Source organism: Clostridium sp. LIBA-8841 (assembly GCF_057782475.1).
The window spans coordinates 2,432,127-2,457,532 of record NZ_CM173488.1 but is presented as its reverse complement, the minus strand read 5'-3'; the positions used below and the strand labels follow the sequence as shown (position 1 = coordinate 2,457,532).

The following is a 25,406-nucleotide window of genomic DNA, read 5'->3' as shown; positions in this document are numbered from 1 at the left end:
TAATTTATTTAGGATAAAATATAGTTAATTATATTTAACTAAAGGTTTGGGGAGGATTTATGAGCATACAAACTGTTCTAGATTATTTTGCAATGTATGGATTAACTTTATTATTTATAATAGTATTTTTAGAATATTTAAATTTACCAGGATTGCCAGCAGGTGTAATAATGTCGGCGGCTGGAATTATAGCAGTTAGGAATAATGAAAGTTTAATTTTAATAGTTTTTATTTCAGTAGTGGCTGGGGTACTTGGTAGTATAGTATTATATTCTATAGGATATTATGGGGGAGCAGTTTTGCTTGATAAAATGGCTAAAAAATATCCAAAAACACAGTCTACTATAAATAAGACTGGATTAATTTTAAGAGAAAGAGGAAGTTTTGGAATTTTTCTATGTAGATTAATCCCAGTACTTAGAACCATAGTATCCATAATAGCTGGTTCTGTAAGAATGAGTTTTGGAAAGTTTTTAATATATTCTACTCCAGGTATATTTCTTTGGAATTTAGGGTTTATTTTTGCAGGATATTTCTTTGGAGATATACTATTTAAATAAAAGGATTTAACGGTCAGATAGAAGATAACGATTAAAAAGCACAGAGTGTCCTTAAAAGTAGGCATTCTGTGCTTTTGCTTTACATAAGAAAAAAATTAGCTAAAGTAGACTCAGGATTTTCTTTTAAAATTTGCTTTGCAAGATTAGAGCATATTTCATAAGTCAATAGAGGCTTTTCTAAAGTTCCAAATAATAATAGCCATTCCATATATCTAATTGAATTTTCTAATTCAAATGCTTTTTTTCCATGATAAAAAGCTAATTCCTCGTAGTATAAAGGAGTCATTACTATGAATAAATAATAAGAGATAAGGTAGTTACAATAAGCTAATTCTTTCTTTTTAGAAGTATCAATAGAAAGAAGTTTATTGTAAAGATAAAAATAGAAGTTATTTTGAGTGTAAAAATCTTCTGTCTTTAATAATATTAAGTGTTCTTCAGTTATATCAAAAATACTAGATTTATTTAAATCTAAATTTAGTAATTCATTTAGTGTTTCCATAATACTAAGCTCCTTAGTTTATATTTATAACTATAACATACTACATAAAGAATCTTATGTAAATAATTGAATTTTTCTGTTGTTAAAAATTTCTTATTGTAATATATTGGTATAAAGAGTGTGGGAAATGGGAGGGGTATATGATTTTAATTTATTTTTTGGTTGCTTTATTATCAACTATTGCTGGATCTATGGCTGGATTAGGTGGAGGTGTAATAATAAAACCTGTTTTAGACTTTTTAGGGGATTATAATATAGCGACTATTAGTGTATTATCTTCCTTTACAGTTTTTGCTATGGCCATAGTTTCAATAATAAGACAAATACTTTATAAAAGTAAAATAGATATAAAAAATACTGGAGCCTTAGCAATAGGATCAGTATTGGGAGGACTATTAGGGCAACAGGTATTAACATTAATATTAGATGTGGTTGAAAGTAGAATTGTTTCTTTAGTACAAAGTGGAATTTTAGCTTTGCTTCTTATATTTGTTTATATTTATATGAACTATAAGGAAAGATTTAAGAGTTATAAAATTGATAGTTTTGTTTTAAGTATTTTAATCGGAATATTTTTGGGCCTAATAGCAGCTTTTTTAGGTATTGGAGGAGGGCCTATAAATGTTGCTTTTTTAACAATATTTTTTTCAATGGAAGCTAAGAATGCAGCTAGAAATTCAATTATAATAATTTTATTTTCTCAAGGATCTAAACTTTTAACTATTGCCTGTGGAACAGGATTTTCAGTATATGATTTATCTATGCTAGGTTATATGGTTTTAGGTGGTATTTTAGGTGGGTTTATAGGGGCTAAATTTAATAAAATATTTAGTAATGAGGTTATTTTGAAAGTTTTTAATACAGTAGTAATTATGATTATAGGATTAAACATATATAATTTTATAATTGCAATTTAAGAAAAACTTTAGAGTCTGACACTGAGATGAACTATATATGTGAATAAAATGTGATATAATAGGTGAAAAAGAATATATTCTCAACAAAGTGAAGGTGATAAAAGTATGGGAAAAACTAACATAAGTTATGGAGCTAAAGATATTCTATATAAGCTCATGGGACAACTTTATAAAGGAAGACCATTAGAGGCATTAGGAGTTAGTGATATGCCTAAAATAATGGACAGGCTACCTAGAAACTTTTTTGAAAATGAAGTTTTAGAAGGAGGGCCTAATGAAATATTTATTTTAGAAGATGGTTCTATCTTACTTTTTGGGTATGAAGATGAGAGAAATATAGATGAAAATATGTTTATATATTTAGAGGTAGCTGTTAAGGTTATAAAAAGATACTATAAACATAGAGGGACTTTCCCAAAGGTTAGAATGGCCATAATCTATAACTCAAGTGTTAAAGAAGCAAGAAATACATTAAGTTTTGGAGATATACTTATTTGTTCAGAAAGTATATTTATGTCAGAATTAAGTGGAGAAAAAGTTTTAAATGAATTAAAACCTAAAGTTATAGAAGGAAACTTAACACAGGCTGATAAAATAAAGTTTATAATGCTACCACTTATGAAAAATGAATATGAAGACACAAATATGCTAAGAGAATGTGTTCAACTAGCAAAATCTATAAAATCCGAGAGAGATGAAGCAATTATATTAAATGGAATAATTGAGTCTACAGATAAATTTATTAATGATGATCAAGCTAGAGAACTTAAGGAGTTGTTAGAAATGACTAAGATTGAGAGATTGTATAATGAAGAAAGAGATATAGCGGTTAAAAATGCAAGAAAAGAAGAGCAATTAAGAATAGCAAAAAACCTTGCTGGAATATTATCAGCAGAGTTAATATCAGAAAAGTTAGGTATAACTATTGAAGAAATATATGAACTTCAAAATGCTGAAGGATAAATAAATTTTTATGTTTGTGGAAAGATATATTTAATAGAAATAATAAAAATGACTTTGTTTAAAGAGAAAAAATGATTTGTATTAATTTTACAAATAAAATCTTTAAAATATACAAAGTCTTTTTTTATTTAACTTAATAAAGAGAAATTAAACAAGAGAATATAACAACAATATGAATTTTAGTAAACAAATTCTTAGAATTTATATTAAAATAATAGTAAATAATTCTAATATAAGATATTGGAGGTAATTACTATGAGTAAATTTGATAATGGTATGTTTAAAACTTGGCAACACATATTAAATGTTGAAGATAATAAGGAAAATCATAATAAAGAAGAGTTGCTCATAAGAGAAGATGAGAGAATGAGAATCGCAAAAAGATTAAAAGATTTAGGTCTTGAAGATGAAGTTGTTTTTAAGGCTACAGGAATAAAAATAGAGTAAAGAAGTTTTAAAATTTAAAACTTTGTTTTAGTTAAAGATTAATTTTTAGCTGGCTCTGAAAACCTATTTAAAAATCAATACTAGTTTAAAATAGAAGCAAATTTAAAAGCTTATTTATAGTTTAGATTACGATTTTTACTCATTAACAGGTACAAATAAAATATTCATAAATATGAAAAATATGCTATAATTAAAAGCATTATAGAGCTAAGGAGAGGAGCAATAAAAAATGGAACTTTCAGTTTATGTTAAGGGGAAAAGAGATCCTTTTGTTTATAGTGGAGATAGAATAGATGTTTTAGATTTTGAGATGAATGGAATAAAATATAAACAAATAAGATATTTTAGAAAGGGATTTTCTAAATCAGAACTTATAGAGACTGAACTAATAAATAGAATTCAAGAGAAAAAATAGAGTTATTTTGTTATGAATAAAATACGCCTTTACTCATAAAATAAAATTAGTTTTTAATATGAGGAGGTGAAAGTCATGTCAAAACAGAATCAACAATCTTCTTGGAATTCAAAAAGATTTAAAACACCTAAAAAAAATAACGAAGAACCAGTGCCAGAAATTCAAGGTAAAGAAAAGCATAAATAAATATTGAAAAAATAATGAATAAGTGGCAAAATAAAACATAGAAAATTTTATTACATGGAGGCATAGGGGTGAAAAAGTTAAATAGAATTTTATCATTAGTTCTAATGGCCGTATTTTCAGTGTTTTTATTCATAGGATGTAATACTTCTAAAAAAGAAGAAGCTAAAGATCCAGATGAAAAAACATCTATAGAAATAGTTGTGCCAGATGGGCTGCCAGCGATAAGCATAGTTAAAATGATAAAAGAAAAACCAGAAATAAGTAAGAACTTAAACATAAATTATTCTATTGTAAAAGGATCAGATGCTTTAGTATCTAAAGTTTTAAAAGGTGAGGGAGATATATGTATAGTTCCTTCAAATGTAGCAGCTATTGCATATAACAAAGAAGTTGGATATAAGCTTGCAGGAACCGTAGGGTTTGGCTCATTATATGTAATAAGCAGTGATGATTTTGTTAAAACTTTAAGTGATCTTAAAGGAAAAGATGTTTATAATGTAGGACAAGGATTGACTCCTGATTTAATATTTAAAATAATTCTTCAAAATAATGGAATAAATCCTGAAAAAGATTTAACCTTAAGTTATGTAAATGCAGCTTCAGAATTAGCTCCTTTATTTATAGAAGGAAAAGCTAAATATGCAGTTGTTCCAGAGCCTATGTTAACTCAAATAATGACTAAAAAACCAGATACTAAAATAGTTGCATCTTTAAATGATCAGTGGAAAGAGATGAGTGATTCTGAAATGGGATACCCTCAATCCAGTGTTATAGTTAAAGAAGATTTAGTAAATAATCATTTTGATGATGTTCAAAAGATACTAAAAGAAATAGATAATAGTACTAAATGGGCAAACGAAAATAGAGAAGAAGCTGGTTCTTTTGCAGAAGAAGTAGGAATAACAGGCAAAAAAGAAATAATAGCTAAATCATTAGAAAGAGCCAATTTAAATTATGTAAGTGCTGTTGATAGTGAAAGTGCTTATATTGGATATTATGACAAGATTTACAGCTTAGAGCCTAAAGCTATAGGAGGTAAAAAGGTAAATGAAGAAATTTTCTTACAAAAATAAGAAATTAATACTTTTATCTTCAATTATACTTTTTATTATATGGCAATTAGCTAGTATGATTATAGGGAGCGAGGTAATATTACCTTCTCCCTATTTAACGTTTAAGGGATTAATTGAAGTAATAAAATCAAATGACTTTTTTAAAATAATTATAAGTACTTTAGGGAGAACATTTATAAGTTTTATATTAGCTTTAATTATAGCAATCTGTTTAGGCGTAGCCAGTGCATTTAATAAATATATATATAATTTTATGATACCTATACTTAATATAATGAGATCTTTACCAACTATAGGTTTTATAATATTAGCTTTAATTTGGTTAAGTCAAGGAAGTGCACCTATATTAGTTGGTTTTGTAATAAGTTTTCCAATATTTTATGATGCCATAATTGGTTCTATGTTAAATATAGATAAAAATATATTGGAAATGGCAAATGTTTATGGAGTAAGTAAAATTAATCTAGTAAATAATATTTATTTACCAAGTATAAGTTTTGCTATATGTAGAATTATGGTATCTACATTTTCTTTAACTATGAAATTAGTTATTGGAGGTGAAGTTATTGGACAACCTAAGTATGGCATAGGAACTGCCCTTTTTGTTGAAAAGAACTATTTGAATACCAACATGGTTTTTGCGTGGATAATCCTAGTAATCATTATAGGAATAATTTTTTCTTTAATACAAAAAACTATTAATGTTAGGGTTTTTAGATGGATGAGGTAAAATGGATATTAAATTAATAAATATAGAGAAAAGTTTTAATAACAAAAAGTTATATAATAAATTTTCATTAACCTTTGAATATGGAAAGGTTAATTGTATTTTAGGAAAGTCTGGTTGTGGTAAAAGTACTCTATTAAATATTATAAGTGGTCTTGAAGAGTTTCAATCAGGAAAAATCATAGGTGTTCCATCAAAAATTGCTTATGTGTTTCAAGAGGATAGGCTTATTGAATGGAAGAGTATATATAAAAACATGGAACTACCTCTTTTAAAACTTTATAAAAAAGATGAGAGAAAAGAAAAAATAGAAAGAATGTTAAAAGTAATGGAACTAGATGATTATATAGATAGTTTTCCAAAGGAATTAAGTGGAGGAATGAGGCAAAGAGTAAATATAGCCAGAGCTTTTCTTTATGAAGAGGGACTTCTTTTAATGGATGAACCTTTTAAATCTCTAGATGAAAATAGTAAAGAAAATGTTATAAAAATTTTTAAAGAAGTTCATTTAGAGAAAAATAATACGGTAATCATGGTTACTCATGATATAAGAGAAGCTTTAGATATTGCAGACAACATATTTATTTTAGGTGATAATCCAGTAAATTTAATGGCACATTTTAAGCAGATAAGAAAATTAGAAAAAGATACTATAGAGGAAAAAATCTTATATATTTTAAAAAACAAATAATTGAGGAGGGGGTACATTGAGTAAAAAATTAGATTTACTACATGATAAAGAAATTACACTGTTAAGAAAGTATATGATACCTTCAGTGGCTGGAATGCTGGGGCTTTCAGTATGTATATTATTCGACACTATGTTTATAGGTCATAAACTTGGGGAGTTGGGTTTAGCAGCATTAAATATAGCCTTACCTACATATAATTTATATAATGCCATAGGATTGGCTATTGGAATTGGAGGAGCAACAACTTTATCCATAGCTATGGGGCAAAAGAAATTTCATAAGGTTAATAGGATATTTACCTCAGCTGTATTTGCAGCTATTATATTTTGTATAATAATAAATTTACTAGAATTTTTCTTTTTAGATAATATAGTCTATATGTTAGGAGCATCAGAAGCTACTTTTTCTCTAACTAGGGATTATTTAAAAGTTATCTTAACTTTTAACTCAGCTTTCATTTTGGCATCATCTTTCATTGTCTTTGTAAGAAATGATGGAGAACCAAAACTAGCTATGTATGCTGTAATAGCATCTAATATAACAAATATAGTTTTAGACTATATTTTTATTTATATTTTCAATTGGGGAATGTTTGGGGCAGCTTTAGCTACTTCAATAGGTCAATTAGTTGCTTTAGCTGTTTTATCGATACATTTTATAAAAAAGAAAAATACTATGCATTTAGAAATTGGAGGAATTAACATAGAGCACATAGGAAGAGTGCTTAAAAATGGAGTACCTAGTTTCTTAAATGAAATATCAGCTGGATTTGTTATATTTATTTTTAATATTGTAATATTTAAATTTGAAGGGGATTTAGGTGTATCAGCTTATGGAATCATCACAAACCTTGTTCTAATCTTTACTGCTATATTTAATGGAGTTTCTCAAGGAGTTCAACCTTTAATAAGTGTGAACTTTGGTGCTCAAAAAGGGGAACGTGTTAAAGAGTTTTTAAGGTTAACAAGAAGAATAGTATTAATTCTAGGAGTGATATTCTTTGGAATGGGATTACTATTACCAAACCAAATGATAAGTATATTTACAAGTGATACAGGTAAATTACTAAGCATAACTAGACAAGGAATTTACTTATACTTCATAACATTCTTATTTAATGGTAGCAATATAGTAAATGTAGCTTATTTACAAGCAGTTGAAAAAGCAAAGGAATCCTCTTTGCTATCAAGTTTAAGGGGATTGATATTTATTATAATCTTTATCATTATATTACCTAGAATACTAGGAGTTTACGGTGTCTGGTTAACAATACCAAGTGCAGAGTTAGCAACACTTATAATATTTTTACTATTTGAGCTTAAGAATAAAAGAAATAATGCTTAAAATAATAAAAACCGTTGAGTATCAACGGTTTTTATTGTAAATGCAAAGAAATAAATATAGTATAGTAAGAGTTATAGTGATTTTGTAAACAGGAGGTTAAGTTCTTATAAGTGAGGTATTGGCTTATAATTAACCTAATAATATAGTATGCTGATTTATTAAAATGTGACAATAAATTAAATAAAAAATTGTAGAACTTAAATAAGTTGTATATAATAATATTAAAGCATTTTTTTAAAGGAGAGATTTTTATAATGGACATTGGAAACTATAAAGAGATGAATCCATATATGTTACTTAGTATTATAAATTTAAAATTAAGAGATTATTACAGTGATTTAGATAGTATGTGCGATGATTTAGCAGTTGACAAGGAAGTTATTGGACAAAGGCTAAAGGAATGTGGATACATATATAATAGTGAAAGTAATCAGTTTGTTGCTGAATAATATAATTTATGTTTTTTTAAATAGGGAGGATTAATTAAATGAACTTAAGAAAAGAACCATATTTATTGGTGTTTGGAGCTTCTGTAGTAGATGTATTTGGATTTAGTAAGGCAAGTTACAGAGCATATAACTCAACACCAGGCCATGTAAAGATATCTTTTGGTGGAGTTTGCAGAAATATTGCTGAAAATATGGCAAGAGTAGGAGTAAACACTAACTTTATGTCAATATTAGGTAATGATGAACATGGAAAGAGTATATTAGAGCACTCAAAAAAAATAGGATATTACATGGATGATTCTATGGTAATTGAGGGTGGAAGTACCCCAACTTATTTAGCTATTTTAGACGAAAATGGTGAAATGGTTTCTGCTATTGCAGATATGAAAAGTATAGGAGCTATGAATACTGAGTTTATAGATTCTAAAAGAGAAATTTTTGAGAATGCAGAATATACAGTTTTAGATTCTGATAATCCAGAGATAATGGAATATTTATTAAAGAACTTCAAGGACAAGACTAATTTTATATTAGATCCAGTATCAGCTGAAAAAGCAAGCTGGGTAAAACACCTTATAAAGGATTTCCACACAATAAAACCAAATAGACATGAAGCTGAAATTTTAGCAGGCTTCCCTATAACAGATACAGAGGATTTAATAAAGGCAAGTAATTATTTCTTAGGTTTAGGAATTAAAAAAGTATTTATAAGCTTAGATGCTGATGGTATATTCTATAATGACGGTGTATGTTGTGGTAAGATAAAAGCAACAGAAGTTGAAGTTAAGAACGTTACAGGAGCAGGAGATTCTTTTGTAGCGGGATTAGGATATGGATATATGAATGAATTACCTATAGAAGATACTGTTAAATTCGCTATAACAATGTCTAATATAACAATATCTCATGAAGAAACTATTCATCCAGACATGGCTTTAGATACTGTTTTAACTAAGTTAGAAAAGACAGAATGGAAAGAAGAAAAATACGATTTAAATAAGTAGAGTGAATAATAAATTTAAAACTTGACAATAGTCTTAATTATAAGCATACATAAATATATAAATGTGGTGAGGTGAGATTATGGGTAAAAAAATAAAAAAAGGAAAACTTGCTCTACTAGCTCTAGCAGGGAGTGCTTTTGTAGCATCATTATTATATGATAAAAATCAAAAAAATAAAAAAGAAATGGAAAATTTAGAGCTAGAATTAGAAAATAAAGATTCAGAAGTTTAGTTCATAATATAAAAAGACACTAGTGTTTATGCTAGTGTCTTTTTTATGTATTTCTTAAACTAAAGAATTAGCTTTTTCTAAAGCTTCATCGAAAGTATTTGCAAAATGATCTTTACCTAAATAATCAATGAATCCCATAAGTCTCATAACTTTTTTTGGTTGATCTTGTACTTCAGATAATATTAAGGTAATATTACGAGATTTACAACTTAAGGCTATATTTTTTATTTGTTTATAACCAGTTACATCTAAAGTCTTTGTGTGTCTCATTCTTAAAACAAGAACTTTAGCATCGTCATTTATTTCTTTCATTGTATTCATAAAGGTATCAACAGCACCAAAGAATAAATGACCTCTTATGTCATATACTAGAACATTTTCTCCAACTTTAAGATTTTCCATATCCGTATCTATAGTGGATTTATCAGAGCAGTCACCTTCATTTAATTCATTTATTTCTATAGAAGTAGCAACTCTTCTCATAAATAAACACATAGAAACTAACATTCCAATTCCTATAGCAATTACTAAATCAAATAATACTGTTAAGAAGAATGTTGTTAATAATATGGCTATATCACTTTTAGGTGCCTTAAGTATAGCTTTAAAAGTTCTCCATTCACTCATATTATATGAAACTATCATTAATATTGCTGCTAAAGTAGTTAATGGAATAAACTTAGCAAGAGGCATAAATAATAACATTATAAGTAATAATGTTATTGAATGAACTATACCGGCAATAGGAGTTCTACCTCCATTTTTTACATTAGCTGCAGTTCTAGCAATTGCTCCAGTGGCAGGTATTCCACCAAATAAAGAAGAACCTATATTAGCAACTCCTTGAGCTATAAGTTCAGCATTAGAATTATGCTTGTCTCCAATCATACCATCTGAAACCACAGCAGATAATAGGGATTCAATACCACCTAAAAGTGCTATGGTAAAAGCAGGACCTATCAATGCTTTTAATGTTTCAGGATTTAAATTTGGGATATGAGGCATTGGAATACTTGAACTTATTTTTCCAAATTGGCTTCCTATTGTTGCAACAGGTAAATTGAAAATAAATACAACAAGAGTAGTCACGATTAAGGCTACTAGGGAACCAGGAATCTTTTTATTAATTTTTGGCCAAAAAATAAGAATAGCTAAAGCTAATAATCCAATAGCTAAAGTATAAAAGTTAGTAGTATTCATATGGGATATATAGGCTTCCCATTTAGGTATGAACTCAGATGGTGTTTTAGTCATTGTAAGGCCTAAAAAATCTTTAATCTGAGTCGAAAAAAGTGTCACAGCTATACCAGATGTGAATCCTACTGTTATTGGATAAGGTATATACTTTATTAAGCTACCAAATCTCAATAAACCAAATAAAATAAGAATAATACCAGCCATAAATGTAGCAATTATTAATCCGTCAATTCCATGGCTTTGAATTATGCCGAAGACTATAACAACGAAGGCACCAGTAGGTCCACCTATTTGAACTCTACTTCCTCCTAATAAGGAAATTATGAATCCAGCTATAATTGCAGTTATAAGACCTTTCTCAGGAGATACACCTGAAGAGATACCTAATGCAATTGATAGAGGTAAGGCAATAATAGCAACTATTATACCTGCAATTAAATCTTTAAAAAATTGTTCTTTTGAGAATCCATTCTCTTTATCATCTAATAAAGAGAGTAATTTTGGTTTATACATTGAAATATATCAACTCCTTATAAAACAGTCGATTTCTATTATATTACTTAAATGGGAGGTTTACAATTTCGTGGAACGATTTGAAACGTTATTAATTAGGAAATACGCTTTATTTACGAAAAGTTTACAAAATATCTCTTAGTGGTAACCTATGTTACAGAAGAATAGGGAAAGATAAAATATAATTAAAATATAATTTATATTTAGAGGTGAAAATATGAGCTTATTTTTAGGAAAAATACATTTTTGGTTATTTGATAAAATAAAATGGTTTGAAAATTTAGAAGATGAAGTTTTAGAAATAGCAAAAGAAAGAAAAATGCCAGTAAATGAATGGATTTCTTATGCTAATTTAAATTTTGGAGAAAAAACTCCTAATAAACCACTAGATGAAATAATAGATGAAGGAAATATTCATGGATGGTTAGAAGAAAGAATAAATGCAGCTGAAGGTAGATGTGCATACTATATAAATAATATAATTAATAGAGACCCAGCAGTAAAAGAAGATTTAGTTGAACTTTATAAAAAACATGGAAGATTAAATGCAAAGGAATGTAAAAATCAATTAGATAAAGAGAGTGCTATTGAAATTTATACAGCTTTAAATGATTATATTTTAGATGGTATGCCTTGTGATAGAATAAATGAGGTTTTAGAAAATTCTAATGATAAAGTATTATGGAGTATTAGTAGAGATTTACATAAAAGGTTTTGGGATCAAGTGGATGGAAATGTAGAAGAATTCCATAATCTAAGAAATTCATGGATAGCTAATTTTGTAGAGGAAATTAACCCTGAATTTGAATTTATAACTTATGAAAATGGTGATAAGGCAATATTAAGGAAATAAATTCAAAAGTTAATTTTTATTTATAAGGTAGAATCAAACAAAAGAATATCAAATGAAATAGAATTATGGCATTTTGGCTAAAACAAACATATTATGAAATATAATATATTAACATAGGAGGATAATATGTATTTAGCTCAAGGTGCCATTATAAGTATGGACTTAGGTAAAGGTCATATTAAAGGAGAAAATACATCAGATAAATTAAAAGAAGAGATTAGAGAGACAATAAGCCATTTCTTTAAAAAGTTTATTGTTAAGAATAACTTAAAATTTATTGATTGTACTCCTTATAATGAGATATTTCTTTTTAATGGAGAAGAACTAAAAAGCAGAGTTGAAAAAGCTAATTTAAGTAAGTCATCTTTACACATTACATTAAATATTGATTTTTCAAAGGAAAATGAAATATTATGTTCAGTAAATGAGTTTGATTCTAGAGGAAGAAAGTTTGCAGAAAATATATGCTCATCATTCGAAGTAATTAATTATAAGAATAAAGGGATAAAAAATGCAGAAGTATATAATTTACTATATGTAAATAAGCCAAGTATAATAATAAACTTGAATTTAGATGTGGGTGATGAAATTGATATCATTGAAAAGTGTTCTTTTATAGCACAAACCTTAGTAGATTCAATTTTAACTTTAGGAACAAAATAATAAAGGCTGAGTGATTTCTCAGCCTTTATTTTTTAATCTATAAATTTCTGGAGTTGTCTCATCTATTACTTCAAAACTATAACCACAACCTTTAAAGTGGTCTATTATTGCAGGTAATGCTTTAACAGAGTTTTTGTTTATGTTTCCACAATGCATTAAAAGAACTACATAATCAGAATTAGTAATGCATTTTTTAAATATTGAATTTGGACTAAGATTAGGATTTAAAGAATCAGTACTATCTACAGTCCAATCATATATTCTAAATCCTTGACTATGTAAAGTTTCTACTAGAGAACTAGTAAGCCTATAGGTGCTATTATTTGAGCCAAAAGGAAATCTAAGAGAAAATACTTTTTTACCAATAACTTTTTCTATAGCTTGTTGTGCTTTAAGATTTTCTTGAATAAAAGAATAATTATTTCTATAAATTTTACTTCTTTCATGAGTAAAAGTGTGTACTCCTATAGTATGTCCTTCATCATCCATACGTTTAACTAAATCAGGATATTGTTCAACTTGTTCTCCTATTAGAAAGAATGTAGCTTTGACACCTTTTTCTTTAAGTATATTTAAAATATCCTCAGTAACCTTTCCACCAGGACCATCATCAAAGGTTAAAAAGATTTTTTTGTTGTTATCCTCTAGTGTGGTTGCCTTAACAATTTCTGAAGAAACGTTAATTGCAGAAAAAGATAAAATACATGCAATTAGTAAAAGTATAAATTTTTTCATTTTGTCACTTCCTTAATTTTTGATTTTGTATTTAAGATGTCTTAATTAGTATTGTCAAAAAATAATTAAATATAAGAGAAAATATATAGCAATTCTGAAATTAATAAGTGTTTTTTATTTTTTTAACTTTATGTTATAATTAATAAAATAAAAAATATAAAAGAGAGTGATAATGTATGGAGAAGTATTTAAAAATAGGATTAGGAATAATTATTGCAATACTTTTATTACAATTTGCATTTTTTATACTACCTTATATTATAATCGGAGGAATAATACTATTCTTTATAGGGTGGGTATATTTTAAATTTATAAGAAAGTATGTTATTAAACGTAAAAATAAAAAAAATACTACAGAAACTTATAGTTACAAATTCACAAAAGAAGAACATAAATCAGAGTCTGAAATGCAAGATGATGGACCTGTTATTGATGTTGATTTTGAAGAAGTAAAAGATGATAAATAAGGATTGATTACATGAATTTTAGAAAGTTAAAAATATTTTTTGAAACAGCTAAATGCTTAAATATGACTAAAGTAGCTAAGTCTATGTACATAAGTCAACCATCTATAAGTCAAGCCATAGCTGAACTAGAAAGTGATCTTGATGTTAAGCTGTTTGATCGAATAGGGAAAAAGCTTTATCTTACTCATGAAGGAGAAGTTTACTTTGAATATAGTAGAAGAATTCTAAACCTATATGAAGAGGCTAATAGTACCATAAGAAGTAGCAAAGAAGGTCAAAAGGGTAAAATTGTTATAGGAGCAAGTACAACAATTGGAGTTTACATACTTCCTGAATTAATAAAGGAATTTAATGAATTACATAAAAACATAGAAATTTCTTTAATAATAGAAAATACTCAACTAATAGAGCAGCTTATTATGGAAAATAAAGTTGACATTGCATTAGTTGAAGGGCATGTAATGTCAGATGAATTAGAAGTTTTAAGTGTAGGGCAAGATGAATTGATATTTATTGCTAACCCAAGTAACCCTATATTTTCAAAAAATAAAATAACATTGAAAGATTTAGAAAATGAAAAATTTATAATGAGAGAAGCCGGTAGTGGAACAAGAGAAGTTGTTGAGAATTATCTTATAAACAATGATTGTAATTACAATGTATATATGGAACTTGGAAATACTGAAGCTATTGTAAGAATTGTTGAAACAGGATTAGGTATAGCCTGCGTTTCTTGTAAGGCAATAGGAGAGAAAATTAAGGATGGCTTAATAAAGCAAATAAACATAGACAATGTGGAAATAAGTAGAGATTTATTTCTTATATATCATAAAGATAAGTTTATTTCTAAAAATTTAGAAATATTTATAGAGGAAATCAAAAATTCAGACATATAAAAAAAGGATATTATACTTGATATTAAGTATAATATCCTTTTTTATCTTATAATAGATAAAAAAATATTGATATGAAATGACTTAAACTTCCGAATAATATGAATATATGAAATATCTCATGAAATCCTAAGGTTTTAAATTCGAGAAATTTAGGTTTTAAAGCATAAATTACTCCGCCAATTGTATAAATTACTCCTCCTATTGCTAACCAAACTAAGGCTAGAGTAGGTATGTTTTTGAAAAACGGAATTGCTCCTAAAGAAATCCAGCCCATTCCTATATACATAAGAGTAGAAAGTATTCTAGGACAATTAAACCAAACCATTTTAAATAAAATACCTAGTATTGTAAGGATTATTATTAGTGAAGTTATAAATATTTGTGCTTTACCTTCAAGTCCAATTAAGCAGTAAGGCATATAACTTCCGCATATAAGTATAAAAATCATAGAATGGTCTAAACGTCTTAAAAATGCAATCGTTTCTTTTTTGGCATTAACTAAATGATAAATAGCAGAAGCACTATAAAGTAAAACTAATGAAAATCCAAAAAGTATAACCGATAAAAGGGGCAATCCAATTCCATATACATAAGTAGCTTTAGCGGTCAAGGCTACTAGAGCAAATAAAGAAAGAATGGCACCGAATAAATGAGTAAAGCCATTTATGGGTTCTCTAAAAAATACATTTTTCATAACATACCTCCAAGGAATAAATTCAAGTAGTTTTTAAAACTACGTATTATCATATTACAATTATCAACTAATTATAGGAATAATTCAACCTTTAAATTAGGTGGAAATTCAATAATATATATAGAATATTGCCAAATATCTTGAATTTATTTTAAATTACTAATAATATAATATATATAGAATGAAATGTAGTTTTAAAAACTATGTAATGAATTAAAAATGTAAGGAAGGGATTTTATGAATTTAAATAGTTTATTAGAAAGTTTGAATTTAGATAAAAGTATAGACTTAGATGATATACCAGAATTAGATTTATATATGGATCAGGTGATACAACTTTTTGAAAATAAATTAGGTGAAAATAAAAGATTCGAAGAGGATAAGATTTTAACTAAAACAATGATTAACAATTACGCTAAGGGCAGATTGTTAATGGAGATTAAAAATAAGAAATATACTAAAGAGCATATTATATTGATGTGTTTTATATATAATATGAAAGGAATACTAGCTCTAAGTGATATAAAATTAGCTTTAGGAGATATAGTTGAAAAGTATAATAAAGAAGAAATTAACTCCAATGATATAAGAGAATTATATAAATTGTATTTAAAAGGTCATGAAAAAAATTTAGATGGCATGAATAAGGAAATTAGTGCTGATTTAAATAATTTAGGAGAAAACTTTGATTCCTTAGGAAAGAGTGAAAAAAGGTTGTTAATTTCTGCAGTACTCGTAGATAAGGCTAATATGTATAAGAGATTAGCAGAGAAAATATTAGATTTTGAGTAAATTATAATATGTAACAATTTGTAAGAAGTAGTCATAATATATACTAATCATATGATAAAATTTAGGAGGTAGATTATGGACTACAAAGAGTACTGCAATGGTCAATATGGAGGAATGAATGATTTAGAAGAATTATTTGAGGATATAGATTGTCACAATGATGATTGGGAATGTCATAAGGATGATGATTGGGAATGTCATGAAGATGATAGAGATTGTTGTAAAAGAGCTAAACCAAAGCCAATGCCTAAGATGGGAACTATTGAAGTTCAATCTTTAATAGGATGCTCAGATGGAGATCCAATAAGCGGAATGGCAATTCAATTATATAAAGTAGATTGTAATACTGGATTTGAACTTATAGCTTGCAAAGAGACAGATCGTTGTGGAAAAGTTGTATTTAAATGCTTAGAAGATGGCTTATATGCTATTAAACAACCTGTAGATCGTTGTTATTTTGAAAATCCAGAATATTATCCATGTTATGAAGTATGTATCTCTCCAGGCAATAAATTTGCTAGAGTTATAATAATCAATAAATTTAGAAAGAGAGAAGAAGATTGTGATAGACCACCAAAACGTTGTAGGTGCAAAGATCTTGATGAGTGTAATAGTAAATCAAGGCGTAGCAGATCAAGACGTCGTAGTAGATCAAGACGTCGCAGTAGATCAAGACGTTGTAGATGTTGTATATGCAAGGAATGTCGCAAATAATTAATAAAAATCTTATTTAGAGGCTCACAGAGAAATCTGTGGGCTTTAATTTAAAAGAATAAAATTATATAATAGCTATAGTTTAATTCATAATAATTATATAGGTTAAACAAAAGAAAGGAAAATGATATGAAGATTAGAATTAAATATTTTGAGGGAGCAACTAAGTTAAAAAAAATAGTAAAAGGTAACTGGATAGATGTATATGCGAATAAGGATATATTTGTTGAAAGTGGAGAAAGAGCTATGATACCTTTAGGTTTTGCCTTAGAACTTCCTAAGGGATGGGAAGGACATTTAGCACCTAGAAGTTCAACTTTTAAAAGTTGGGGAATAATACAAACAAATAGTGTCGGTGTTGTTGATGATACATACATAGGAGATAATGACCAATGGCATATGCCAGTTTATTGCTTACAAGGAAAGCATGTTGAAATAGTGGATGGAAAAGAAATAAAAGGAACTTGGATAAAACAAGGAGATAAAATAGGACAATTTAGAATAATGGAAGTTATGCCAGAGATAGAATTTGAAGAGGTTTCTTCTTTTGGTAATGAAGACCGTGGTGGATTTGGTACTACAGGAGTAAAATAAGTTTAATATAAAAAAAGCATAGAGTATTAGTCTCTATGCCTTTTCTATATTTGGCTATGTTTTAAACTAGTGTTGATTTTGGATATATCTGTAAGGATATCTAAAAATCACAATTGATCTAAAATATAGCTCTATATTTTAATCTTCCAGAGATTCAGAAAGTTCTTCCCAAGTTGCATAAAGAGAATCTATTTCTTCTTGAACTAAGTTTATTTCTTTATTAACTCTTATGCTTTCTTCAGGGTTTGAATAAACTTCCTCAGTACAAAGCATTCCTTGAAGTTTTTCAAGTTCTTCTTCCTTTTGAGGAATCAACTTTTCTATTTCTCTTAACTGAGCTCTTAAAGCTCTAGCTGATTTCTCAGCTGTTTTTTTCTTTTTTCTTTCCTCTTTAATTTGTGTTTTGGTTTTTCCTTGGTTTATTTCTTCATCTAGGTCTTCGTATCTATTAGGATTAGCTTTTTTATCCATATAATAGTTATAATTTCCTAAGTAGGTTTTAAGACCATCTTCTTGAAGTTCAACTATTTTATTGATGACTTTATTTAAAAAGTATCTATCATGAGAAATTACTATTAAAGTACCATCATAACTTAAAATGGCATCTTCTAAAGCCTCTCTAGACATAATATCTAAATGGTTAGTAGGCTCATCTAGAAGAAGAAGATTAGCTTTTGAAAGCATAAGTTTTAAAAGGTTAATTTTACACTTTTCACCACCGCTTAAAAGAGAAATTTCTTTAAATACATCATCACCAGTAAATAAGAAAGATGCAAGATAATTTCTAACTTCAGTAGTAGTAAGATTAGGGAAATCATCCCAAACCTCATCTATTATAGTTTTATCAAGGTTCAAGTTAGATTGTTCTTGGTCGTAATATCCTGTAAATACGTTTTTACCAAGAGATACAGAACCTGAATCTTGTTTTATCATCCCCATTATTATTTTAAATAGAGTAGTTTTACCTCTACCATTTTCACCTATTAAAGCAACTTTTTCTCCGCGCTTTAAATCAAAGTTTACATTTTGAAATAGAAGATTATCATAACTCTTTTTTAAATTTTCAACGTGAAGAACGTCATTTCCACTTTTAACTAAGGTTTCAAAACTTATTCTAGAAGCCTCTTTTATAACTTCGGGAGCTTCTAAACGTTCCATTTTATCAAGAGATTTTTGTCTGCTTTCAGCAGCTCTAATACTTTTTTCTCTATTGAATGAGCGAAATTTTTCTATGATTTCTTCTTGTCTTTTTATTTCAGCCTGTTGTAAATTATAGGCTTTTAATCTAGCTTCAATATCTTTTTTTCTAAGCTCGAGAAATTTAGTATAGCTTGCATTATAGCAATGTATTTTTCCACCAATAAGTTCAAAGGTAGTGTTCGTTACAGAATCTAAGAAAAATCTATCATGGGAAATAACGAAAACAGTTCCTTTATAACTATTAAGATATTCTTCAAGCCACTCTATGGCTTCTAAATCTAAGTGGTTAGTAGGCTCATCTAAAAGAAGTAAGTCAGGTTTTCTTAAAAGTAGTTTACAAAGAGCAAGTCTAGTTTTTTGCCCTCCACTAAGATTTATGATTGAAGTATTGAAATCTTCTTCTAAGAATCCTAATCCTTTAAGAACCCTAGAGATTTCTCCTCTAAAAGTATAACCACCTCTATTTTCATAAAGTTCCTGAGAAAGAGTGTAGTCTTTTATAAGCTTATTATGATACTCTTCCTTAGAAGCATCATAAGGTTCGTTAAGTTTTTCTTCTAAACTTTTAATTTTATCCTCAAGTTCCGTTAAAGAAGAGAATACAGAAAGCATCTCATCATAAATAGTATTTTCACTATCTAAAGATAAATTCTGAGAGAGATATCCTAGTGTTTTGTTTTTATCTAAAAATAATTCACCGCTATCATAATCAAGTTGCTTGGTAAGAATTTTAAATAATGTTGATTTTCCTTCTCCATTTGGACCTATTAAACCAACCTTGTCACCTTCATTTATATTAAATGTTACATCTCTTAAAATCTCATCAATACCAAAACTTTTAGTTAAGTGTCTACAGCTTAAAATAATCATTTTAAAACTCCCATCATTGAATTTATAGTATTAATCAATACAATTATACTAATAATGCGATATTTCATCAAATTAAATGTCTTTATATTAAAGGCATTAGATGTAGATTAAGTTTTTTAAGAACATAATTTAGCAAGTGAGAATAATATATACTATTGGAGTGATGTGGTATGAATAATAATTATAGAGATTTATTTATAGGTATTGATGATGAAATAACTATTTATAATGGAAAAAAAGTAGTACCAATTAATTTAGATAATGGGGCTACTACTCCTGCTTTAAAAGAATGCTTAAGATGTGTAAGTGATATGCTATATGTTTATAGTTCAATAGGAAGAGGAAAAGGGTATAAAGCTAAATTCTGTAATGAATTCTATGAACATTCAAGAAAAAAGATTCTAGAGTTTTTCCATGTTAAAAATCCTGATGATTACACAGTTATATATGTAAAAAATGCTACAGAGGGATTAAATCTTTTAGCTCATTCCTTAGTAAATAAGAAAGATTATGTAATAAGCACTAGAATGGAACATCATGCAAATGATCTTCCTTGGAGAGAAAATAGTAATGTTTTATATGTTGAGGTTGATGAATTAGGATTTTTAAAAAAGGATAAAATAGAAGAATTAATTAAAAATAACAAAGGAAAGGTAAAATATTTAACAATAACAGGAGCATCTAATGTAACTGGTTATTTGAATCCAATAAATGAAATAGCTAAAATAGCTCATGAATATGGAGTGAAAATAATCGTAGATGCTGCCCAGCTGGTGGCTCATAAAGCGATCAATATGGGGGGAACAGGAAATAATGATCATATAGATTTTCTTGTTTTTTCAGCTCATAAAATGTACGCGCCTTTTGGAACAGGAGTTGTTATTGCATTAAAGGAAGTTATAAAAGATAAAGAACCTTTGTTAAAAGGTGGAGGAGCAGTGGATTTAGTTTCAGATAATAGAGTTTGCTGGGATAGTGAACCAGAACGATTTGAAGCAGGAACACCTAATATAATAGGAGTCTGTGCACTTTTATCTGCTATTAGAGTAATAAATTCTATAGGATTTGAAAAGATAGAATCAACAGAGAATGCTTTAAAAAGATATTTGCTAGATGGATTAGAACGCATGCCTGATATAATAACATATGGAGATTCTAAAGATGAAGATAGAATTGGAGTGGCAGTATTTAATGTGAAAGATATCCATCATGATATAGTATCAGAAGGACTAGCAAATTTTAGAGGAATAGACATTAGAAATGGTACTTTTTGTGCTCATCCTTATGTTAGAAGATTATTAAAGCTTAAAGATGAAGAATTTTTAAAATTTGCTTATAGTAGTAAACCTAGACCAGGCATGCTTAGAACAAGTTTAGGACTATATAATAATAAGTATGAGATAGATGAATTTTTAAATACTTTAGAAATAGTTAAGCAAAAAGATTTTAAGCTTTGAAGTTTATTCTAAATAAATTCTTTAGTTTATTTAACTTGAGAATTTATTTAGAATATTTTTGTGAAAAAATCACAGAAATTAAATGGTTTTTTTGATATTATAATCATATAAGTAAATTTAAAAAGCAAGGAGAATAGATATGAAAAAACCATCAGAATATCATAAAGAAGGATATACATGTGCAGAGGCTATAATAAAGTCTTATAATGAGGAATTTAATAAGGATATACCTGTTGCTTTAGGAAGTGGTATGGGAACTGGTATAACTGTTGGAAGCTTATGTGGAGCTGTTAATGGGGCAGTAGTAGCTATTGGATTTATAAAAGGAAGAGAAAGCAATGAAGAAAAGAATGAGGCAAGAACTTATTCAAGAGAACTTATAAATAGAATAAGAGAAGAGTTTAATTCAGAAATTTGTTTAGATTTAAAAAAGAATAAGGTAAGTTGTGCAGAAATAATAGATTTTTCATATGAGACATTAAAGGATGTACTTAAAGAAAAATAAAAGACATGCATCTAATGCATGTCTTTTATTAAATGTGGGTAATTTGAGTAAAATAATATCTATAAAACAAAACTATGATAAAGAGGAAGAGAATCTCTATCCTCGAAATCGCTAATTAAAGGTTTAAGGTATGATAAACCTTCTTCAGTAATATTATTACATTCTGAGTTTATCCATTCAGTTGGGAAGTATTTTATATTATTAGCTACTTTATCTGCTTCAATTAAGAAAGTAGAGCTCTTATATGGGAATGAAGATTCTCTCTTTATTGCTACCATATATCCACCTTCAGAAGTAGTAGAAGCTTCTAAAGCGGCTTGTCCTACCATTACAGCTTCATTTACATCTATTTGTGATGAAGAGTGCATAGCACATCTTTGTAAAGTATTAAGCTCTAAAGATTTAACTCTGTTTGTTATACTAGCTTGAATTATTAAGTTCTTTAAGTAAGCTCCTACACCACCTAATTGAGCATGTCCAAATGAATCTCCATTTGCTGCAGTTTCAGTAAGAAACTTTCCATTTTCATTTTTTAATCCTTCAGAAGCTACTATATACACATGTTTCTTTTCTTTAAATATTCTAGCTACGTCAGTTAAAAAGCTTTGTACTGAAAACGCTCTTTCAGGTAAATATACTAGGTCAGCACATTGAACTCCGTTTATAGTTGCTAAAGCACCAGCGGCTGCTAACCAACCTGTATCTCTTCCCATAGTTTCAACTATGAAAATTCCATTGTTAGTATAAACTTTTGAGTCTAAATAAGTTTCTAAAACAGCTGTAGATATAAATTTTGCGGCGCTACCAAAACCAGGTGTATGATCTGTGTGCATTAAATCATTATCTATTGTCTTTGGAATTCCAAAGAATTTTATATCTATATTTTTAGCCTTTGCATAAGCATTTAATTTGGCTGTTGTATCCATGGAGTCATTTCCACCTACGTAGAAGAAAGCTTTTATATCAAGTGAATTTAATATTTCAAGAAGTTTTAAATATTCTTCTTCACTTTCCTGTAGTGGTTTTAATTTGTATCTACAAGAACCTAAACCAGATGCAGGTGAATTCTTGAATCTTTCTAATTGAAAATCATCAAGTTCTGAAAGATTTATTATGGTTTTATTTAATATACCTTCTATTCCATTTAATCCACCATAAACATTATCATATAATTTTAGTTCGTTGTTAGCCTTAACCAATCCATAAACGCTTGAGTTTATTACTGAAGTTGGACCACCAGATTGAGCTATAATACAATTCATTTAAAAAATCTCCCCTTTATGTTAAACGCATTAGTCCTTAGAAAAACTAAATGTGCTATACTATTTCGTCTAATGTCATACTCTATTTATTAATATACACTATGTTTATTAAAAAATAAAGTGAAAAATGCAAAAAAAATTATAGTTTTTTTATAAATAAAATCATATATATATATTTAAGTGTTGAAATTACTAAGGTTTCAAGGGTTTTATACTAAATGTTAATAGGGTATACTATTTAATAAATAGAATATCACAAATGAAAATGTTTTCTTTCGAAATAGGGAGTATTAAAAAGAATTTATAAATATATTGTTATTCAAGTATTTTTAATGTGATATAATTTATAATAATGATTTAAATATTTGTTTAGGAGATTGTTATGGAAGTAAAAGAAATATTTAAGGTTAAGGGAGTAAAGATTACCAAAGCTAGATTATTAATATATGATTTATTGAAGGAAAGTGATAGAAGTATTACTGCCGATTATATATATAGTAAGTGCACTGATATAAATTTATCTACAGTATACAGAACTTTAGAAGTGTTTTTAGAAAAAGATTTAATAGATAGATTTGAATTAGGCGATGGAAAAAGTTCTTACAAGTTAAAAGATAAAAACATTCATAAACATATTTTAGAGTGCGATTTATGTCATAAGGAAATAGAAGTTCCATGTCCAATGCAACAGGTTGAGGAGCTTTTGAGAAATCAAACAGGCTTTAAGATTAAAGAGCACAATTTAACTTTAAAAGGTATATGCGAAGAATGTATTGATGAAAATAAAAAATAGAATAGTAGTCAGCTTTGGGAAAAACTACTTTTAAATAAAGTGTTTACAAAAAGAAAATAAGTACGTATAATCATTAATAATAAATTAAAAATATTCCCCATATATTTCTGAAAATAGGGTTCAGATGTTTCTACGAGATAACCGTAAATATTCTCGCTATGGGTAAATCGGCATATTAATGATCAAAATTAGTATTGATTTACCTAAATCAATACTAATTTTTTTTTGCATATTAAAAGATTCAGAAAGGAGAAACAAATGAAGAGCTTATTAGAGAAGATTTTCAAGCTGAAGGAGAACAAGACTAATGTAAAAACAGAAGTTATAGGAGGGTTAACTACTTTTGTTACTTTTGCTTATGCATTATTAGTTATTCCGAACATTCTTAAAATTGGAGGTATGAATTCTTTAGGAGTTAAAGGGGATGCCGCAGCTAATTTAACTATGGCAGGTGATCCTATAATAGCTTCTGCTTTTGCTTCAGTATGTATAGCGGCTGCTATAGGTACGTTAGTAATGGCCTTTTATGCTAATTTACCTTTTGTATTAACACCAGGTTTAGGATTAGTATCATTCTTTGCTTATAACATATGTATAAAATTAGATTTTTCTTGGCAAGAAGGATTAGCAGCTGTATTTATTTCAGGTCTTTTATTTATAATAATTACTCTTACTTCAATAAGAGAAAAAATAGTACAAGCAATTCCAGAGAATCTTAAGTTTGCAATAACAGCAGGAATAGGGCTTTTTGTAGCTTTAATAGGCTTAAAGAGTGGGGGAATTATAGTTGCAAATCCAGCAACATTAGTAGCCTTTGGGGATTTTACAGATAAATATGTTTTACTTACAATAATCGGTATTATAATAACGGCTATACTAGTTGCTAGAAAGGTAACTGGTGGAATGCTTTTAGGAATAATAATAACTACTATAATAGGAATACCAATGGGAATTACTAATTTAATTGGAATGAAGCTATTTTCTTTACCTAACATAGGAAATACATTTTTTGCAATGGATATAAAAGGACTTTTAACAAGTAATGGAAATAGCATTTTGGAAGCACTTCTTACAATATTCATGGTTGTAATAACTTTAAGCTTAGTAGATTTATTTGATACTATAGGAACTTTAGTTGGAACAGCTCAAAGCTCAGGAATGATAGATGAAAATGGACAAGTTAAAAATTTAAGAAAAGCTCTAGCATCTGATGCTGTTGGAACAACAATAGGAGCTATGCTTGGTACAACTACATTAGCAACAGTTGTAGAATCTGCAGCAGGTATATCAGCTGGAGCAAGAACAGGATTATCTAATGTAATTGTAAGTATATTATTAGTAGTTTCTCTATTCTTTAGTGGAATAATAGGAATTGTACCACAAAGTGCAACTGCACCAGCATTAATAATAGTTGGAGTATTAATGATGGGAGCTATAACTCAAATAGATTTTTCAGATTTTACAGAGGCTGTACCTGCATTCTTCACAGTAGCTATGATGCCATTTACATATTCTATAGCAAATGGAATCGCTATAGGAATGATTTTCTATCCAATTATGAAAGTTGTAACTGGAAAAGGAAAGGAAGTTCATAAGGTTATATACATATTCGCATTTTTATTTATTCTTAGATTTATATTAATGCCAGATTAAATAATAAAATAAATAAGCTATGAAGTAATGGATGAAA

General features: G+C 27.9%; 29 protein-coding genes and 1 riboswitch. Of the genes, 23 read left to right on the top strand and 6 right to left on the bottom strand.

Annotation, left to right across the window (positions count from 1 at the left end; genetic code table 11):
- Positions 1–59 precede the first annotated feature (59 nt).
- Complete coding sequence (locus tag AC2A4K_RS10670; protein ID WP_322502475.1) at positions 60–560, top strand: DedA family protein; 501 nt, start codon at positions 60–62, stop codon at positions 558–560.
- Positions 561–639: 79 nt separating this feature from the next.
- Here the strand turns inward: AC2A4K_RS10670 and AC2A4K_RS10665 are convergent, their stop codons facing one another.
- Positions 640–1,062: a hypothetical protein gene (locus AC2A4K_RS10665; protein WP_322502474.1), complete on the bottom strand. Its 423-nt coding sequence runs from the start codon at positions 1,060–1,062 to the stop codon at positions 640–642.
- A gap of 140 nt (positions 1,063–1,202) precedes the next feature.
- Between AC2A4K_RS10665 and AC2A4K_RS10660 the strand changes: the two genes are divergently transcribed.
- The 11 genes from AC2A4K_RS10660 to AC2A4K_RS10610 all read left to right on the top strand — a co-directional run bounded on the left by AC2A4K_RS10660 (position 1,203) and on the right by AC2A4K_RS10610 (position 9,511).
- Positions 1,203–1,979 carry a sulfite exporter TauE/SafE family protein gene (locus AC2A4K_RS10660; protein ID WP_322502473.1) on the top strand — a complete coding sequence of 259 codons (777 nt, stop codon included), beginning with the start codon at positions 1,203–1,205 and terminating at the stop codon, positions 1,977–1,979.
- A gap of 105 nt (positions 1,980–2,084) precedes the next feature.
- Entirely contained in the window at positions 2,085–2,942 is an 858-nt protein-coding gene (locus AC2A4K_RS10655; protein ID WP_322502472.1) for a hypothetical protein, read from the top strand.
- 255 nt (positions 2,943–3,197) lie between these two features.
- Entirely contained in the window at positions 3,198–3,389 is a 192-nt protein-coding gene (locus AC2A4K_RS10650) for a hypothetical protein (protein WP_322502471.1), read from the top strand.
- A gap of 229 nt (positions 3,390–3,618) precedes the next feature.
- Positions 3,619–3,804 (top strand): hypothetical protein, encoded by a 186-nt coding sequence (locus tag AC2A4K_RS10645; RefSeq protein ID WP_322502470.1) that lies wholly within the window; start codon positions 3,619–3,621, stop codon positions 3,802–3,804.
- Between the two features lie 254 nt (positions 3,805–4,058).
- A complete protein-coding gene (locus AC2A4K_RS10640; RefSeq protein ID WP_322502469.1) occupies positions 4,059–5,063 on the top strand; it encodes an ABC transporter substrate-binding protein in 1,005 nt (334 codons plus the stop codon).
- Positions 5,038–5,793, top strand: a complete 756-nt coding sequence (locus tag AC2A4K_RS10635) for an ABC transporter permease (RefSeq protein ID WP_322502468.1) — start codon at positions 5,038–5,040, stop codon at positions 5,791–5,793. Before AC2A4K_RS10640 ends, AC2A4K_RS10635 begins: the two co-directional genes overlap by 26 nt.
- Before the next feature lies 1 nt (position 5,794).
- The gene (locus AC2A4K_RS10630; protein ID WP_322502467.1) at positions 5,795–6,481 is read left to right on the top strand and encodes an ABC transporter ATP-binding protein; all 687 of its coding nucleotides are present in this window, start codon (positions 5,795–5,797) and stop codon (positions 6,479–6,481) included.
- Positions 6,482–6,497: 16 nt separating this feature from the next.
- Positions 6,498–7,826: an MATE family efflux transporter gene (locus AC2A4K_RS10625; protein WP_322502466.1), complete on the top strand. Its 1,329-nt coding sequence runs from the start codon at positions 6,498–6,500 to the stop codon at positions 7,824–7,826.
- Positions 7,827–8,080: 254 nt separating this feature from the next.
- Positions 8,081–8,275 (top strand): DUF4250 domain-containing protein, encoded by a 195-nt coding sequence (locus AC2A4K_RS10620; RefSeq protein ID WP_322502465.1) that lies wholly within the window; start codon positions 8,081–8,083, stop codon positions 8,273–8,275.
- A gap of 38 nt (positions 8,276–8,313) precedes the next feature.
- On the top strand, positions 8,314–9,279 hold the full coding sequence (locus tag AC2A4K_RS10615; protein WP_322502464.1) for a carbohydrate kinase family protein: 966 nt from the start codon (positions 8,314–8,316) through the stop codon (positions 9,277–9,279).
- Positions 9,280–9,358: 79 nt separating this feature from the next.
- Entirely contained in the window at positions 9,359–9,511 is a 153-nt protein-coding gene (locus AC2A4K_RS10610; protein ID WP_322502463.1) for a hypothetical protein, read from the top strand.
- A 54-nt stretch (positions 9,512–9,565) separates the two neighbouring features.
- On the opposite strand, the gene AC2A4K_RS10605 is transcribed toward AC2A4K_RS10610, so the two are convergent.
- Entirely contained in the window at positions 9,566–11,221 is a 1,656-nt protein-coding gene (locus tag AC2A4K_RS10605) for a SulP family inorganic anion transporter (protein ID WP_322502462.1), read from the bottom strand.
- Positions 11,222–11,438: 217 nt separating this feature from the next.
- Between AC2A4K_RS10605 and AC2A4K_RS10600 the strand changes: the two genes are divergently transcribed.
- A complete protein-coding gene (locus AC2A4K_RS10600) occupies positions 11,439–12,074 on the top strand; it encodes a hypothetical protein (protein ID WP_322502461.1) in 636 nt (211 codons plus the stop codon).
- Positions 12,075–12,200: 126 nt separating this feature from the next.
- Complete coding sequence (locus tag AC2A4K_RS10595; protein WP_322502460.1) at positions 12,201–12,737, top strand: N-acetylmuramoyl-L-alanine amidase CwlD; 537 nt, start codon at positions 12,201–12,203, stop codon at positions 12,735–12,737.
- Between the two features lie 18 nt (positions 12,738–12,755).
- Here AC2A4K_RS10595 and AC2A4K_RS10590 read toward each other — a convergent pair whose 3' ends face one another.
- The gene (locus AC2A4K_RS10590; protein WP_322502459.1) at positions 12,756–13,472 is read right to left on the bottom strand and encodes a polysaccharide deacetylase family protein; all 717 of its coding nucleotides are present in this window, start codon (positions 13,470–13,472) and stop codon (positions 12,756–12,758) included.
- Between the two features lie 176 nt (positions 13,473–13,648).
- Between AC2A4K_RS10590 and AC2A4K_RS10585 the strand changes: the two genes are divergently transcribed.
- Positions 13,649–13,939 carry a hypothetical protein gene (locus tag AC2A4K_RS10585; RefSeq protein ID WP_322502458.1) on the top strand — a complete coding sequence of 97 codons (291 nt, stop codon included), beginning with the start codon at positions 13,649–13,651 and terminating at the stop codon, positions 13,937–13,939.
- An 11-nt stretch (positions 13,940–13,950) separates the two neighbouring features.
- Positions 13,951–14,835 carry a LysR family transcriptional regulator gene (locus AC2A4K_RS10580; RefSeq protein WP_322502457.1) on the top strand — a complete coding sequence of 295 codons (885 nt, stop codon included), beginning with the start codon at positions 13,951–13,953 and terminating at the stop codon, positions 14,833–14,835.
- 46 nt (positions 14,836–14,881) lie between these two features.
- Here the strand turns inward: AC2A4K_RS10580 and trhA are convergent, their stop codons facing one another.
- A complete protein-coding gene (gene trhA / locus AC2A4K_RS10575; RefSeq protein ID WP_322502456.1) occupies positions 14,882–15,529 on the bottom strand; it encodes a PAQR family membrane homeostasis protein TrhA in 648 nt (215 codons plus the stop codon).
- 237 nt (positions 15,530–15,766) lie between these two features.
- Between trhA and AC2A4K_RS10570 the strand changes: the two genes are divergently transcribed.
- The 3 genes from AC2A4K_RS10570 (at position 15,767) to AC2A4K_RS10560 (ending at position 17,629) form a co-directional block, all read left to right on the top strand.
- On the top strand, positions 15,767–16,321 hold the full coding sequence (locus tag AC2A4K_RS10570) for a DUF1836 domain-containing protein (RefSeq protein WP_322502455.1): 555 nt from the start codon (positions 15,767–15,769) through the stop codon (positions 16,319–16,321).
- A 75-nt stretch (positions 16,322–16,396) separates the two neighbouring features.
- Positions 16,397–17,035, top strand: a complete 639-nt coding sequence (locus AC2A4K_RS10565; protein ID WP_322502454.1) for a hypothetical protein — start codon at positions 16,397–16,399, stop codon at positions 17,033–17,035.
- A 129-nt stretch (positions 17,036–17,164) separates the two neighbouring features.
- Positions 17,165–17,629 carry a dUTP diphosphatase gene (locus AC2A4K_RS10560; RefSeq protein ID WP_322502453.1) on the top strand — a complete coding sequence of 155 codons (465 nt, stop codon included), beginning with the start codon at positions 17,165–17,167 and terminating at the stop codon, positions 17,627–17,629.
- 138 nt (positions 17,630–17,767) lie between these two features.
- On the opposite strand, the gene AC2A4K_RS10555 is transcribed toward AC2A4K_RS10560, so the two are convergent.
- The gene (locus tag AC2A4K_RS10555) at positions 17,768–19,699 is read right to left on the bottom strand and encodes an ABC-F family ATP-binding cassette domain-containing protein (protein ID WP_322502452.1); all 1,932 of its coding nucleotides are present in this window, start codon (positions 19,697–19,699) and stop codon (positions 17,768–17,770) included.
- Between the two features lie 170 nt (positions 19,700–19,869).
- On the opposite strand from AC2A4K_RS10555, the gene AC2A4K_RS10550 reads away from it, so the two are divergent.
- The gene (locus tag AC2A4K_RS10550; RefSeq protein ID WP_322502451.1) at positions 19,870–21,156 is read left to right on the top strand and encodes an aminotransferase class V-fold PLP-dependent enzyme; all 1,287 of its coding nucleotides are present in this window, start codon (positions 19,870–19,872) and stop codon (positions 21,154–21,156) included.
- Between the two features lie 139 nt (positions 21,157–21,295).
- On the top strand, positions 21,296–21,661 hold the full coding sequence (locus AC2A4K_RS10545) for a C-GCAxxG-C-C family protein (protein ID WP_322502450.1): 366 nt from the start codon (positions 21,296–21,298) through the stop codon (positions 21,659–21,661).
- A 59-nt stretch (positions 21,662–21,720) separates the two neighbouring features.
- Here AC2A4K_RS10545 and AC2A4K_RS10540 read toward each other — a convergent pair whose 3' ends face one another.
- Positions 21,721–22,923, bottom strand: coding sequence for a 6-phosphofructokinase (locus AC2A4K_RS10540; RefSeq protein WP_322502449.1), 1,203 nt, complete (start codon positions 22,921–22,923; stop codon positions 21,721–21,723).
- Positions 22,924–23,305: 382 nt separating this feature from the next.
- Between AC2A4K_RS10540 and AC2A4K_RS10535 the strand changes: the two genes are divergently transcribed.
- Positions 23,306–23,716 carry a Fur family transcriptional regulator gene (locus AC2A4K_RS10535; protein WP_322502448.1) on the top strand — a complete coding sequence of 137 codons (411 nt, stop codon included), beginning with the start codon at positions 23,306–23,308 and terminating at the stop codon, positions 23,714–23,716.
- Between the two features lie 77 nt (positions 23,717–23,793).
- A riboswitch (purine riboswitch) is annotated at positions 23,794–23,895 on the top strand.
- Between the two features lie 79 nt (positions 23,896–23,974).
- Positions 23,975–25,369: an NCS2 family permease gene (locus tag AC2A4K_RS10530; protein ID WP_322502447.1), complete on the top strand. Its 1,395-nt coding sequence runs from the start codon at positions 23,975–23,977 to the stop codon at positions 25,367–25,369.
- Positions 25,370–25,406 lie beyond the last annotated feature (37 nt).